This window comes from Brevundimonas sp. KH_060 (assembly GCF_057838275.1).
In genome coordinates this window covers 2,698,416-2,711,802 of sequence record NZ_CM174463.1, presented here as the reverse complement: position 1 = coordinate 2,711,802, position 13,387 = coordinate 2,698,416, and the positions used below count along the sequence as shown (strand labels likewise).

The following is a 13,387-nucleotide window of genomic DNA, read 5'->3' as shown; positions in this document are numbered from 1 at the left end:
CGACCGGCCCGACAAGGGGAGGACCAGACATGCAAAAGAGATCCGCCGTCCGGTGGGCCATCATCGCCATGATCGCCGTGGCCACGGTGATCAACTACATCGACCGCAACGCCCTGGCGGTGATGTGGCCCGAGATCGCCGGCGAGATCGGCGCGACCAAGGAGGACTACGCCCTTCTGGTCACCATCTTCATGCTCTTCTACGCAGCGGGCCAGTTCGCTTTCGGGCGGCTGTTCGACCGCATCGGCACGCGCCTGGGCTTCGCCTGGTCGATCGGCCTGTGGTCGATCTCCATCGCCCTGCACGCCACGGCCAGCAGCATCGCCTCCTTCAGCATCTTCCGCGCCATGCTGGGCGTCAGCGAGGCCGGAGCCTGGCCGGGCGCGGTCAAGGCCAACGCCGAATGGTTCCCGCCCAAGGAGCGCGCCTTCGCGCAAGGCATCTTCAACGCCGGGGCCTCGATCGGGGCCATCGTCTCTGCGCCCCTGATCGCCTTCCTCTTCCTGTCGCTGGGCTGGAAGGGCACCTTCCTGCTGATCGGCGCTCTGGGCTTCATCTGGGTGCTGCCCTGGCTGGTGATCTATCGCGCCGGACCCGACAAGCATCCGTGGGTCAACGCCGCCGAACGCGCCCTGATCCTCGACGCCCCGTCCGAAACGGCTGCGGCGCCGGAGGTCGAACCTGCCAAGGCGCCCAGCCTGAAACAGATGATGTCGCACCGGCAGAGCTGGGGCATCGTCCTGGCCCGCTTCTTCCTCGACCCGATCTGGTGGCTGTTCGTGTCCTGGCTGCCGATCTACCTGGCCGAGACCTTCTCCTTCGACATCAAGCAGATCGGCATCTTCGCCTGGGTGCCCTTCGTCGGGGCCATGCTGGGCAGCCTGTTCGGCGGATGGCTGTCGGGACGTCTGATCGCCTCGGGCCGCTCGGTCGACCGCGCCCGCAAATGGGTCATCACCCTTGGCTGTGTGATCATGGCGCCCGCCCTGCTGGGCGCGGTGCTCGCCAATGATCCCACGATCGCCGTGCTGACCATCGCCGCCGTCCTGTTCGGCTTCCAGGTCGCCATCGGCAACATCCAGACGCTGCCCGGCGACGTCTTCCACGGCAAGTCGGTCGGCTCCCTGGCGGGCGTCGGCGGCATGGCGGCCGTGGCCGGGACCCTGATCACCACCTGGCTGGTGCCGGTCATGACCAAGGTCTCCTACGCCCCGATCTTCATCTTCGTGGCCGCGCTGGTGCCGCTGTGCCTGGTCGCGATCTGGGTCGTGACCGGCCGTATCGAGAAGGTCGACGTCTCGTCGGCGCGCGGTTGATCCCCTTCCAATCCTCACTTTGCTTTCAAGGACTAAGAGCGAGATGAAACTCAACAATAAGGTGGCCATCGTCACGGGCGGCGGACGCGACATCGGACGCCAGGTGTCGCTGAAGCTGGCCGCCGAAGGCGCCAAGGTCGTGGTCAACTACGCCAACGACGCCGCCAGCGCGGAAGAGACGCTGCGCATGATTGAGGCGGCGGGCGGCACGGCCGTGCTGCACCGCGCCGACGTCACCACGCCCGAGGGCGTCGACGGCCTGGTGTCGGCCGCCCAGGCGGCGTTCGGCCCCGGCGTCGACATCCTGGTCAACACCGCCGGGGGCATGGTGGCGCGCAAGCCGCTGCTGGAGATCGACGACGCCTTCTACGACAGCGTCATGGATGTGAACTTCCGCTCGACCTTCCTGACGACGCGGGCGGTTGTGCCGCACATGTCTGCAGGCGCGGCCATCGTGAACTTCGCCTCACAGGCCGGTCGTGACGGCGGCGGCCCCGGCGCCTCCCTCTATGCGGCGTCCAAGGCGGCGGTGATGACCTTCACCCGCGCCATGGCCAAGGAACTGGGCCCCAAGGGAATCCGCGTCAACGCCCTGTGCTGCGGCATGATCTCGACCCGTTTCCACGACGACTTCACCAAGCCCGAGGTGCGCCAGGTCGTGGCCAACGGCACGCCGTTGCGCCGGGAAGGTCGTCCCGAAGAGGCCGCCGACGTCGCGGTCTTCCTGGCGTCGGACGCCGCCAGCTTCATGACCGGCGCCAACGTCGACGTGAACGGCGGAACCTACTTCTCCTAAGGCATGAGGCGAGCGATGGCGGGCGGTCCTATCTCACAACGCAGAACGGCGCGGCGGTCCCTGGCGGCCCTGGCCGCCGGTCTGTGCGTGACGCTGGCGGCGCCCGCCGTCGCCACCGCCCAGGTCTGGGTTCCGGCCTGGCTCGCCTCGCCCATGCCGTGGCGGAGCGAGGCGGCGACGAACGGCGCGCCGCCGCTGCTGCGAAACGTCACCCTGCGCCAGGATCTGTTGATGGCGACGGCGGCGACGTCGGTGCGCGTCCGGTTCAGCAATGAGCTGGGCGAAGGGCCGCTGGTCGTCGGCCGGGCCGAGGCCGGGCTGAGAGGCGAGGCCGCCCAGCCCCTGCGCTTCGACGGCGCGACCCATGTGATCATTCCTCCGGGCGGCTTCGCGCTCAGCGATCCGCTGGCGGTGGCCGTTCCCGCCTATGCCGAACTGACGGTCAGCGCCTACCTGCCCGAAGAGACCCGGCCCGCCGTCCGGCTCGGCCCGGTGCGGATCGCTTCGGGCGACGCCGCGCCCGCCGATGACGCGCCGCTTCTGCGAGGGCAGGGCGTGGTCTCGGCCGTGCTGGCCGAGCGGCCGACGGCGCCCGCCGCCGTCGTCGTCGCCATCGGCGATTCCATCACCGAGGGCGGATCGACCACTTTGGGCGCCCACCGCGCGTGGCCGCATCAGTTCGGCCGCCGTCTGGAGCAAAGCTGCCCCGGCGCCTTTGTGGTGGTGAACGCGGGGATCGGCGGCAATATGGTGGCCTCGGACGGGCGCTCGCCCTCGCTCGTGTCGCGTCTCGAGCGCGACGTGCTGGCCATGCCCGGCGTCACCCATGTGGTGCTGATGGCTGGCCTCAACGATGTCCGCCAGAAGGGCCCTGCGCGTGACCGCCCCGGCGCCGGGGTGGACGTGGTCGCCGCCGGATACCGGCAGGCCGCACAGGTGCTGCAGTCACATCATATCAAGGTCATCGGCGGGGTGCTGACGCCCATCCTGGCCTCGCCCGTCGCGGAGCCCGCCATTCCCGGCCCGACGACCGACGGCAAGCGCCGCTCGCTCAACGCCCTGATCCGCCAGGGCGAAATCTTCGACGGCATCATCGATTTCGACGTGGCGCTTGACGATGTCGCCCGGCCCGGCCGCATCCGTCCCGGCGCCCACCGCGAGGACGGCTACCACCCCAATGACGAAGGCCATCGCCTGATGGCCGAGGCGATCGACGCTGACGTCTTCGCTCCCAGCCCCTGTTCACCGCCGAGGCCCTGACATGATCCGCCCGTTTTCTGTCCCGCCTTTCAAAGCCGGTCGCCGTCGCGCGGCCCTTCTGGCCCTGACCCTGGCTGGCGTCGCCTGGGGCGCGGCGGGCGCGGCCTCGGCTCAAGTGTGGAGTCCGGTCTGGACCGCCTCGCCCGCGCCCGACCGCAAGGACGGCACGCCCGAGGCGCCCGTGCAGTTCGCGGGGCAGACCGTCCGTCAGGACATGCGCCTGGGCGCATCGGCGCGCGCGCTGCGGTTGCGCGTCAGCAACGAACTGGGCGCGGCGCCGCTGCGCGTGGCCGACATGCGGCTGGGCCTGACGGGCGAGGCCGGCACGACGCCGGTTCTCTTCGACGGGCGCGGCGAGGTGGTGATTCCCGTCGGCTCCGTCCTGGTCAGCGACCCGGTGGCCGTGGAGGCTCCGGCCTTTTCGCTGGTCTCGGTCAGCCTGCGTTTCCCCGAGCCGACCCGCCCCGCCGTGCGCCGCACGGTCGTCCGCATAGGGCAGGGCGAGGCGACGCCCGGCGACGACGTCGCCCTGGATTACCGCCAGAACGTGATCTCCGCCGTCTATGGCGTACGCGAGACGGCGCCGACGGTGGTGGCGGCCTTCGGCGACTCCATAACCGAGGGGGCGACCGCCACCCTGGGGGCCGAGCGCGACTGGCCCAGCGTCCTGGCGCGCCGCTTCGAGGCGACCTGTCCCGGCCGGTTCGTGGTGCTGAATCAGGGCATCAGCGGCAACAAGTTGCTGGACCACGGCCGGTCCCATTCGGGCCTGGCGCGCCTGGACCGGGACATCCTGGCCCTGCCGCAGATCGACTACGTCATCCTGCTGGAGGGCATCAACGACATCCGCCACGGGGGCGATCCCGCCAAGCCAGGCCGCAACGCAGCGGACATGGTTCAGGGCTATCGCCAGTTGGTCGCCCGCCTGCACGACCATGGGGTGAAGGCGGTCGCCGGAACCCTGACGCCGTTCAAGGGATCGGAGCGCTATGACGCCCCGTCGTCGGAGGCGCGGCGCACCCTCAACGCCTTCATCCGCGACGGCGGGGCGTTTGACGGGTTTGTGGACTTCGATGCGGCCGTTCGAGATCCGGCGGATCCAGAGAGCTTCCGCGCGGACGCGGCTCGTCCCGACATGCTCCACCCCAATGATGAGGGATATCGGCTGATGGCCGAGGCGGTCGACCTGTCGCTGTTCGGGTGCGACGCGCGATGAGCGAGGCGAAGCGTTCGTGGGCGCTGCCCGTCGGCGGCTCCAAGCAGTGGGACCTGGCCGCTCTCGGCGAGGTGATGCTGCGTCTGGATCCGGGCGAGGGGCGGATCCGTAGCGCCCGCGCCTTCAACGTCTGGGAGGGCGGCGGCGAGTACAACGTCGCGCGCGGGCTCAGCCGGACCTTCCGGCGGTCGACGGCGGTGCTGACGGCCCTGCCGCGCAATCCTCTTGGCGTGCTGACCGAAAGCCTGATCGCCCAGGCGCGCGTGGATGTCGGCGCCATCGTCTGGCGTGACTACGACGGCGTTGGGCGTGAGGCGCGGATGGGGCTCAACTTCACCGAGCGCGGCTTCGGCGTGCGCCCGCCCCAGGGCGTGTCCGACCGGGCGTATTCGGCGGCGTCGGCGCTCGACCCGCAGGCGTTCGATTGGGACGATGTCCTGGGCGCGAACGGCGCGTGCTGGCTGCATACCGGTGGCGTCTTCGCCGCGCTGTCAGCGGACACGGCGCAGACCGCCCTGACGGCTGTGCGCGCGGCGCGTCGCCTCGGCGTCACCGTATCCTACGATCTCAACTATCGCGAAAGCCTATGGCGCAGCCACCCGGACCCCGAAGCCCTGCGTGCGATCAACCGGGCCATTGTGGCGGAGTGCGATCTGATCTTCGCGGACGATCGGGGATTGGCCGCCTGCCTGGGTCTGGTCAGCGAAGAGGTCGGGCGGCGCGCCTGGCCGACCGATCCGGGGCCGCCGTCCAAGGCCGCACAGATGGTTTTCGACGCCTTCCCGCAGCTACGGGGCGTGGCCTACACCCTGCGTGACCCGAAGAGCGCGACGGTCAACGGCTGGCAGGGCGTCTTTCACGAGCGGGACGAGCGATACGTCTCCATGGCTCGACCGGATCTGGAGATTCTGGACCGCGTCGGCGGCGGCGACGCCTTCGCCTCGGGCCTTATCCATGGGCTCATGGCGGGAGAGGGCGCTCAACAGGCGGTGGAGCTGGCGGCCGCCCACGGGGCCTTGGCGATGACGACGCCCGGCGACAACGCCGAGACTGACCTGGCTGAAGTCGAGGCGCTTATTCGAGGCGAGCGCGGCGGAAGCCGCTGAAGCGACGGATAGGTCTGATCTTATAATAGACCAATTGGTCTATTATAATAATCCAATCTGGTCCTAAAAGAGGTTGACAGACAGGTAAGGCCAATCCAGCGTTCGGATAATAAAAAAAGCGCACTGGGAGGCACGCGATGAGGCAAATGGGGGATGTTGGCGTTCGAGCGAATTCCGGCAAACGACTGACGGCGGTACTGCTGACGACGACGGCGCTGATGGCGGCCGCTCCGGCGTTCGCCCAAAGCGTCGAGCCGGATCAGGACGGGGCGGGGAACGCCGACGTCACTCAGGTGGATGAGATCGTCGTCACCGGCATTCGCGCGTCGCTGCAGAACGCGCTGTCGCAGAAGCGCAACGCCGACAACCTGGTCGAGGTCATCGAGGCCGAGGACATCGGCAAGCTGCCGGACCAGAATCTCGCCGAAGTGCTCGAGAACGTCACCGGCATCCAGATCACCCGCGAGGCGGGCGTCGGGCGCGGCGTGCAGATTCGCGGCACGGACGCCAACCGGGTCGAAATCAACGGCGTCTCGACGGTTGGTTCGGGCTCGGGCCGATCGGGCATCAGCTTTGACGACCTGGCGGCTTCGATGATCAGCTCGGTGCAGGTCATCAAGGTGCCGGAGGCCAAGACGATCGAAGGCTCGGTGGGCGGCACCATCAATCTGCGGACCATCCGCCCGCTGGACTTGAAGGACCCCCTCTTCGCCTTCCGCGCCCAGACCGAATACAGCGACCTGTCAGACACCCTGACCCCGCGCTATTCGGGCACGATCGGCAAGCGCTGGGACACGGACTTCGGTCAGTTCGGCCTGGTCGGCAGCTTCAGCTACGCCGAGCAGGACGTCGCCGCCTTCCGCCCGCGCGTCGATCGCGATGCGGTCGTCACCCCCGACTCGGGCCGTCTGAGCGCCGAGGCCTTCCCCTTCATGCGCATCCAGTTCTTTAATCAGGACCTGGATAATTTCGAGTATGAGACCAAGAATTTCTCGGGCTCGGCGGAGTGGAAGCCGAGAGACAATCTGAAATTCTACTTCGATATGACGCTGAACGATCAGCAGCGCGCCGAACAGAGCTCGACCGTCCAGATCTCGACCATTTCGGACAATGGCGTGGTCGACAACACGACGAACACGGCGTTCGAAACCGTCAACCTGGGCAAGGTGCAGGGCCCGAACGGGACGATGGACCTAGGCTCCGTCCAGGCGGCGCTGAAGGGGCTCATCCTGCCCCGGACGGACGGCAATCTTGCCCCCTATCTGCGCACGACCAGCGATACGGGCTCGCGAGTGACCGAAAGCCGTGTGTTCGCTCTGGGCGGCGAGTGGGATCTGGACCGCTTGTCGCTCAGCGCCCAGGCGTCCTTGTCGACCTCGGACTCGATCCTGCCCAGCTTCAATACGACGCTGGAATTCGTCAATCCCAACAGCCCGCAGCCGGTTCGGGGCGTGTCGCTGGCCAACGGCGTGCCGATCGAGTTCGATCTGAGCGGCGGGACGCTGCAATTCGGCATTGCTCAAGGGCAGCTCTCGACGCCCAGCGCGGCCCAGTTGCTGAACCCCGCCAACTATCGCCTGCATCAGGTGTCGCAGGGGCGTAGCGTCCGCGAGAATGAAGAGAAGGCGTTCCGCCTCGACGCTTCCTACGCCATGGACGGCGTTCTGCCTTTCATCAGTTCGATCGACGCGGGCCTGCGCTGGAACGAGACCAGCGCGCTCAATGACAACGTCACGGGCAGCACCAACTTCACCAACGTGAATTCGTCCTTCTTCCGCCCCAGCGGCGACCGTTTCTCCAACCTGCTGATCGCCGGTCCGAACAACTTCAACGCGGCCGATGATCGCCGTCTGTATTTCTCGGACTTCCTGATCCTGGACGGCGCCAAGGCCTTCGGCGATCCTGCGGGAACCCTGGCCGACATCAACGCCGCCATCGCCGCCAGCAACGCCGCCAACGGCTCCAGTATTCCGTTGATCGGCCAGCCGACGTCGCAGGCGAGCGCCTTCTTCGAGATCACCGAGAAGACCAGCACCGCCTATCTGCAGGCCAATTTCGATACCGAGGCTTTCGGCATGCCCATGCGCGGCAACGCCGGCGTGCGTTACGTCAGCACAGACCTCAGCTCGGTCGGCAATACGGTCGCCAGCGGCACGAACTCAAGCCGGGCGGTGCACAACACCTCCTATGAATTCTGGCTGCCGCGCTTCAACCTCGTGGCGGAGCCGCGCGAGGACGTCATCATTCGCGCCGGCGTCGCTCGCGATATTCGCCGGCCTGATTTCAACCGGTTGTCGTCCTCGGTGACCTTCGCCACTAGCGAGAATACGGCGGTCAATCGCGGCAACCCGAACCTGCAGCCGGAAACTGTCCTGTCGTTCGACCTGTCGGCTGAATACTATTTCGCGCCGTCCAGCCTGATCAGCCTGGGCGTCTTCCACAAGGTGCGCGACAATCTGTTCGCCAGCGTCACCGAAAGCCCGCCCGACAACGCCGTGAACGGCGTGGTGAACCGAAGCCGCGATCCGTCCTGCCCCGGCGGCGGCATCTACAACCCGATCGCGGTCATCAACGTCAATCATCCCGACAAGGGACAGACCGGCATCTGCGTTCCGCTGACATCGACGTTCAACGTGGACGGCGAGACGACCCAGACGGGCGTCGAGGCGGCCTTCCAGTACGACCTGTCGCAATGGGAGGATCGCCTCGGCTGGATGTCCGGCTTCGGCTTCATCGGCAACTTCACCTATCAGAAGACTGACGGAAACGTTGAAAGCTATCGGACCATCGGCCTGACGCGGAACACGACCCGCGACCTGGGCTTCGATCCGCTGCCGCAAGATCGGGTCGAGCTGGAGAACCTCTCGAAGTATTCCTACAACGCGACGCTCTTCTATGAGCGGGGCGGGCTGAGCGCTCGGATGCGCTATACGTGGCGCTCCGACTTCATCAACACGGAAGCCTTCACCTCGGCCTTTGACGTTCCGCGCGTCAGCGACGATCGCGGCCAACTGAACGCCAGCGTCAACTACGAGATCAACAGTTGGGCCACTGTGGGCCTGGAGGCGATCAATCTGACGCGTGAAGACGCCAATGAGTACTGCATCAATGACGATGCTCTGCTTTGCTACAATGGTCTGACGGACCGCCGCATCGTCGCGGGGCTTAGCCTGCGCTTCTAGGGCCGCTGACCATGTGAGAGGCAGGCCGGTCCGTCGCGCGGGCCGGCCTGTTGTCTATGGGGGAGGAGACGACGCGCCGCTGACTTTAATAGGACCGCGAAGGTTGGCGGAAGCGCTTCACTTCACCAGCCACTGGAACGCGCGCCGCAAAAAGGCTTGGCTGTCTTTTTCGACAGGCGTTCCATGCGCCATCAGCACTTTTTCGGCCGGCCATGCCAAGATATGTTTCACGGCTTCGCGTGCGAGCGCGCGATTGGTGAAGGACACGCGGAACTTGCGAGGAACCGAGGGCTCCGGGCCGACCATGAGGTCCAGCTTCGCCACTGCGGCGCGCCAGCCTGAAAACCAGCCGACAGGCATTTGCTGAACAAGATCGGTGAAGATTACGACGCCGCTCTTCCGGTGAAAGAACACCACCTCATCCGTTATCGCATTCCCCGCCACCAGAACGTGATCGATTTCTGCTGACCAGGGTGGGCGCGCTGCGTCGTCTAGATCGCCGTCAAAAGCCAAGTCCTGGCGTTTCTCTCGCAGGCCAGGAGCCGCAAAGATTTGCGCATCCGGAAATGCGTGCTTCCAATCCGCAATGAACAGATGATGCAGCGAGTTCGGTGCGATCAGAAAGCGGACCTTTCCGATAGCCTCAACCTCGTCTCGAAGGCTGTCGGTCAATGCTATGGGCGACCAGACGAAAAGGTCGCCGCCGGACACCCTGATGACGGCCATGCGAGTGGGGTAGTGAAACCCGAGCGCGGCAACGACTTCAGAGCCATCGGCCGTCCATATATCGAGCCCAAATTCTTGCAGCACGGCCGACCCCGCCATCAATCAGAAAGCTCTATAGCTTGCCGAAACGCTGCGATCTTCGAAAGAAACGTTTGAAGTAGGGTGGTGGCGGACAGAGAGGGATTCGAACCCTCGATAGAGTTGCCCCTATACACGCGTTCCAGGCGTGCGCCTTCAACCACTCGGCCACCTGTCCATTCCACCTGAGCCCGGATGCGTCCGGGGCGGAGCCGTCGGGAGCGGACCGACGGGAGGGGCTGATTAGAGCATGACGCCCCCATGGGCAAGCGCCCTTGAAGCCTCCATATAGGCGAAGAAGGTTTTTCCCGGAGTTCGCGCCATGTTGTTGAAGAAGAATGCTGAACTGCCCACGCTTGAGACGGCTCTGCCAGGGCGGGCCGAAGCGTTGCCGACCGATGAGACGCACTTCGTCCTGGGTCATGCGCTGAAGGGGCCGCATCCGGCAGGAATGGAGACGGCCGTGTTCGGCATGGGCTGTTTCTGGGGCGTGGAGCGGGTGTTCTGGCAGTTGCCGGGCGTGTGGGTCACGTCGGCGGGCTATGCGGGCGGGATCACGCCCAACCCGACCTATGAGGAGGTCTGTTCGGGCCGCACCGGTCACACGGAGGTGGTGCAGGTGGTGTTTGATCCGGCCCGGATTTCATATGGCGACCTGCTGAAGGCCTTCTGGGAGAACCATGACCCGACGCAGGGCATGCGTCAGGGCAACGACCAGGGCACGCAGTATCGCTCGGCCGTCTATACGTTGAACGAGGCGCAGCAGGCGGAAGCGCTGGCCTCGCGCGACGCCTATCAGGCGGCGCTGAGCGCGGCGGGGCGCGGGGCGATCACGACCGAGATCGAACCGGCCGGTCCCTATTACTTCGCCGAGGGCTATCACCAGGGCTATCTGGCCAAGAATCCGGCGGGCTATTGCGGTATCGGCGGGACGGGCGTGGTCTGCCCGATCGGCCTGGGCGTCGGGGCCTAGGATGGATCGCGCGGGCGTAGGCAAGGCCTGCCTGGCCTTGCCGGGGGCGACGATGGATCACCCGTTCGGACCGGGGCATGACGCCTATAAGGTCGGGGGCAAGATGTTCGCCATCGTCGGCGCCGAGGGCGGGCTGTCGTTCAAGGTCTCGGACATTGCCTATGAGGTGTTGACCGAGGAGGGGCGGGCGGCGCCCGCCCCCTATCTGGCGCGGGCGAAGTGGGTGCATCTGGCCGATCCGGGCGACTGGCCGGATGATGAACTGGCGGATCATCTGAAGACGGCCCACGCCCTGATCGCCGCCAAGCTGACGAAGAAGGCGCGGGGCGAACTGGGGCTTCTCCTCCCCATGTAATGGGGAGGTGGATCGACGGTGAAGCCGACGAGACGGAGGGGCCGCTTGGTTCCGCCGACGTCAGCTCTGCCCCAAGGTCTATCTGACAGCTCGCTAAAGCCCCTCCACCGCTTCGCGGTCCCCCTCCCCACAAAGTGGGGAGGAGAGGAGCGTGGGTTCGCTGAAGGCGTGCTGTTTCAGGCGGCGGCGTTTCGCGACCGGAACCACAGGTAGAGAATCCCCACGGGCGCGATGAAGATCGAGAAGCCCCACAGGAAGAAGTTCACCAGCACCTTCAGGAACATCAGGATGACGGCGTTCATGAAGAAGACGGTCTCGCCCATCATCACCCGCTTGATCTCGTCCCAGACCAGTTTGGAGAAGGGGAACAGCAGGGCACCGACGCCGAACACGGCCAGGGTCACGGCGCGATCATGCATGGGCTTGGCGCCGTCCAGCGACAGCACCATCCAGATCATGAAGGCCATGAAGGCGGCGCTGAGCACATAGGCGCGGATCAAATAACCCGGCTGCACCGAGCCGAAGATGCGTTTGATGAAATTCATGCCGGAGGGACGCTTTCTTACTGAGAGGCGGTTTTCTGTTCGGTGATCCAGCGGTCCATGCGCGCATCCAGCAGGGCCAGCGGCAGGGCGCCGTCGACCAGCAGGGCGTCGTGGAAGGTCCGCACGTCGAAGCGGTCGCCCAGTTCGCGCTCGGCCCGGCTGCGGATCTCGCGCAGGCGGATCTCGCCGATCTTATAGGCCGTGGCCTGACCGGGATCGCCGATGTAGCGCTGCAGTTCGGTTTCGATGTTGTGCGGCGACAGGGCGGAGTTGTCGCGGAAGCAGGCGCGGGCCTGTTCCTTGCTCCAGCCCAGCCAGTGCAGGCCCGTGTCGGCGACCAGACGACAGGCGCGCCACATTTCGTAGCTCAGGCGGCCGAACCGCTCATAGGGCGTGCGGTAGATGCCCATCTCTTCGCCCAGGAACTCGGAATAGAGACCCCAGCCTTCGCTGAAGGCGGTGACCGAGGCGCGACGGCGGTAATAGGGCTGGTCGGCGGCTTCCTGTTGCAGGGCGACCTGCAGGTGGTGGCCCGGCACGGCCTCGTGCACCGTCAGGGCGGGCAGTTCATACAGGGGGCGCTGGTCCAGCTTGCCGGTATTGACGATGTAGCCCCCGGCCACGCCCGTCGCCATCGACCCGGCGTTGTAGCGGCCGGTGGTGTAGGTCTCTTCCATCTCGATCGGCACGGGGCGTACGCCGTAGGGCAGGCGCGGCAGGGTGGCGAACAGCGACGGCAGGCGGTCGTCGGCGCGCTTGGCGATCTCGGAGGCCTTTTCCAGCAGCTCCTCGCGCGTCTTGGCGTAGAATTGCGGGTCGGTGCGCAGGAAGGTCAGGAAGCCGGCGAAGTCGCCGGTCCAGCCGGCCGCGCTCATCTCCGTCTCCATGCGGGCGCGGATGCGGGCGACTTCCTGCTGGCCGATCTCATGCACCTGATCGGGCGTCAGGTCGGTGGTGGTGTGGTTGCGGACCAGGAAGGCGTACAGGTCGCGGCCGCCGGGGCGGTGGATCAGACCCGGCGCCTGTGGGGCCTTGGGCGCGTATTCGTCGCGCAGCAGGTCGCGCCAGGCGGTGCGGCGGGCGGTGATCGCTCCCTCGACCAGGGCGCGGGCGCGGGCGCGGAACTGTTCCTGCTGGGCGGCGGGGATGGAGGCGGGCAGGGCGTTGAACGGGCGCAGCAGGACGTCGCCGGCTTCGCCCGGCGTCAGGTCGCGCTCGGCCTGGGCCAGGGCGCTGTCGACGACCGACCGGGCCTGGATCAGGCCGGTCTCCAGCCCGCGCCGGGTGTTGGCGATCCCGGCGTCGTAATAGGCGGGCGCGGCCTCCAGACGCTTCAACCAGGCCTCGGCGTCGGCGGCCGTGGCGATGCGCGCAGCGGGCGCCAGATAGGCCAGAAGCTGGCCGGGGCCGCCTTCGGAATCAAAGGCCAGACGCGACGGGTCCAACTCGATCCGCTCCAGCTCGCGGCGGATCAGATAGCCGACGAAGGCGTGGTTCAGGCGGTGGCCTTCGTCCAGCGAGGCCGGGTTGATGGCGTCCAGCCGCGCCTTCAGGGCGTTCAGTGGGGCGCGGCGGGCCAGTTCGCCTGCGCGGCTGGCGTCGGGCAGGCGCGACAGGGCCGCGCGGTCGCCGTCCATGCCCGAGCCGATGGGGTCGTTCTGGCGCAGATAGGCTTCGTAATCGACCAGCAGGGCGTCCAGCGCGGCGGCGGACGACTGGCTTTGAACGGCGGCGGCCTGGGTCGGCAGGGCGGCGGCGCCCGCAAGGCCTGACAGGCCGATCCCGGCGGCGAGAAGAAGATGACGCATGAACTAAAGCCCTCCCAAGAACTGGC

11 protein-coding genes and 1 tRNA gene are annotated in these 13,387 nt (G+C 66.8%); 8 read left to right on the top strand and 4 right to left on the bottom strand.

The window, feature by feature from the left end:
* Positions 1 to 29 precede the first annotated feature (29 nt).
* From AC3IPP_RS13440 to AC3IPP_RS13415, 6 genes are all read left to right on the top strand, one after another.
* A complete protein-coding gene (locus AC3IPP_RS13440; RefSeq protein WP_489149322.1) occupies positions 30 to 1,316 on the top strand; it encodes an MFS transporter in 1,287 nt (428 codons plus the stop codon).
* 43 nt (positions 1,317 to 1,359) lie between these two features.
* Complete coding sequence (locus tag AC3IPP_RS13435) at positions 1,360 to 2,112, top strand: SDR family NAD(P)-dependent oxidoreductase (protein ID WP_489149321.1); 753 nt, start codon at positions 1,360 to 1,362, stop codon at positions 2,110 to 2,112.
* Between the two features lie 15 nt (positions 2,113 to 2,127).
* A complete protein-coding gene (locus tag AC3IPP_RS13430; RefSeq protein ID WP_489149320.1) occupies positions 2,128 to 3,372 on the top strand; it encodes a GDSL-type esterase/lipase family protein in 1,245 nt (414 codons plus the stop codon).
* Between the two features lies 1 nt (position 3,373).
* Positions 3,374 to 4,588 (top strand): GDSL-type esterase/lipase family protein, encoded by a 1,215-nt coding sequence (locus AC3IPP_RS13425; protein ID WP_489149319.1) that lies wholly within the window; start codon positions 3,374 to 3,376, stop codon positions 4,586 to 4,588.
* Complete coding sequence (locus AC3IPP_RS13420) at positions 4,585 to 5,694, top strand: sugar kinase (protein WP_489149318.1); 1,110 nt, start codon at positions 4,585 to 4,587, stop codon at positions 5,692 to 5,694. Before AC3IPP_RS13425 ends, AC3IPP_RS13420 begins: the two co-directional genes overlap by 4 nt.
* Positions 5,695 to 5,840: 146 nt before the next feature.
* Positions 5,841 to 8,876 (top strand): TonB-dependent receptor, encoded by a 3,036-nt coding sequence (locus tag AC3IPP_RS13415; RefSeq protein ID WP_489149317.1) that lies wholly within the window; start codon positions 5,841 to 5,843, stop codon positions 8,874 to 8,876.
* A gap of 117 nt (positions 8,877 to 8,993) precedes the next feature.
* On the opposite strand, the gene AC3IPP_RS13410 is transcribed toward AC3IPP_RS13415, so the two are convergent.
* Both AC3IPP_RS13410 and AC3IPP_RS13405 read right to left on the bottom strand, forming a co-directional pair.
* A complete protein-coding gene (locus tag AC3IPP_RS13410) occupies positions 8,994 to 9,686 on the bottom strand; it encodes a DUF4336 domain-containing protein (protein ID WP_489149316.1) in 693 nt (230 codons plus the stop codon).
* Positions 9,687 to 9,768: 82 nt separating this feature from the next.
* A tRNA-Ser gene (locus tag AC3IPP_RS13405) sits at positions 9,769 to 9,858 on the bottom strand.
* Between the two features lie 144 nt (positions 9,859 to 10,002).
* Here AC3IPP_RS13405 and msrA point away from each other — a divergent pair.
* Together msrA and AC3IPP_RS13395 are read left to right on the top strand one after the other, a co-directional pair.
* Positions 10,003 to 10,653, top strand: a complete 651-nt coding sequence (msrA, locus tag AC3IPP_RS13400; RefSeq protein WP_489149315.1) for a peptide-methionine (S)-S-oxide reductase MsrA — start codon at positions 10,003 to 10,005, stop codon at positions 10,651 to 10,653.
* A 1-nt stretch (position 10,654) separates the two neighbouring features.
* Positions 10,655 to 11,008 carry an MmcQ/YjbR family DNA-binding protein gene (locus AC3IPP_RS13395; RefSeq protein ID WP_489149314.1) on the top strand — a complete coding sequence of 118 codons (354 nt, stop codon included), beginning with the start codon at positions 10,655 to 10,657 and terminating at the stop codon, positions 11,006 to 11,008.
* Positions 11,009 to 11,184: 176 nt separating this feature from the next.
* Here AC3IPP_RS13395 and AC3IPP_RS13390 read toward each other — a convergent pair whose 3' ends face one another.
* Together AC3IPP_RS13390 and AC3IPP_RS13385 are read right to left on the bottom strand one after the other, a co-directional pair.
* Positions 11,185 to 11,553, bottom strand: a complete 369-nt coding sequence (locus AC3IPP_RS13390) for a hypothetical protein (protein WP_489149313.1) — start codon at positions 11,551 to 11,553, stop codon at positions 11,185 to 11,187.
* Between the two features lie 17 nt (positions 11,554 to 11,570).
* Positions 11,571 to 13,361, bottom strand: a complete 1,791-nt coding sequence (locus AC3IPP_RS13385) for a DUF885 domain-containing protein (RefSeq protein WP_489149312.1) — start codon at positions 13,359 to 13,361, stop codon at positions 11,571 to 11,573.
* Between the last annotated feature and the right edge of the window lie 26 nt (positions 13,362 to 13,387).

Bases quoted from the DNA above. Each gene is read 5' to 3' on its own strand.
- AC3IPP_RS13440 (WP_489149322.1), top strand. From the start codon at position 30: ATGCAAAAGAGATCCGCCGTCCGGTGGGCCATCATCGCCATGATCGCC.
- AC3IPP_RS13435 (WP_489149321.1), top strand. From the start codon at position 1,360: ATGAAACTCAACAATAAGGTGGCCATCGTCACGGGCGGCGGACGCGAC.
- AC3IPP_RS13430 (WP_489149320.1), top strand. From the start codon at position 2,128: ATGGCGGGCGGTCCTATCTCACAACGCAGAACGGCGCGGCGGTCCCTG.
- AC3IPP_RS13425 (WP_489149319.1), top strand. From the start codon at position 3,374: ATGATCCGCCCGTTTTCTGTCCCGCCTTTCAAAGCCGGTCGCCGTCGC.
- AC3IPP_RS13420 (WP_489149318.1), top strand. From the start codon at position 4,585: ATGAGCGAGGCGAAGCGTTCGTGGGCGCTGCCCGTCGGCGGCTCCAAG.
- AC3IPP_RS13415 (WP_489149317.1), top strand. From the start codon at position 5,841: ATGGGGGATGTTGGCGTTCGAGCGAATTCCGGCAAACGACTGACGGCG.
- msrA (WP_489149315.1), top strand. From the start codon at position 10,003: ATGTTGTTGAAGAAGAATGCTGAACTGCCCACGCTTGAGACGGCTCTG.
- AC3IPP_RS13395 (WP_489149314.1), top strand. From the start codon at position 10,655: ATGGATCGCGCGGGCGTAGGCAAGGCCTGCCTGGCCTTGCCGGGGGCG.
- AC3IPP_RS13390 (WP_489149313.1), bottom strand. From the start codon at position 11,553: ATGAATTTCATCAAACGCATCTTCGGCTCGGTGCAGCCGGGTTATTTG.
- AC3IPP_RS13385 (WP_489149312.1), bottom strand. From the start codon at position 13,361: ATGCGTCATCTTCTTCTCGCCGCCGGGATCGGCCTGTCAGGCCTTGCG.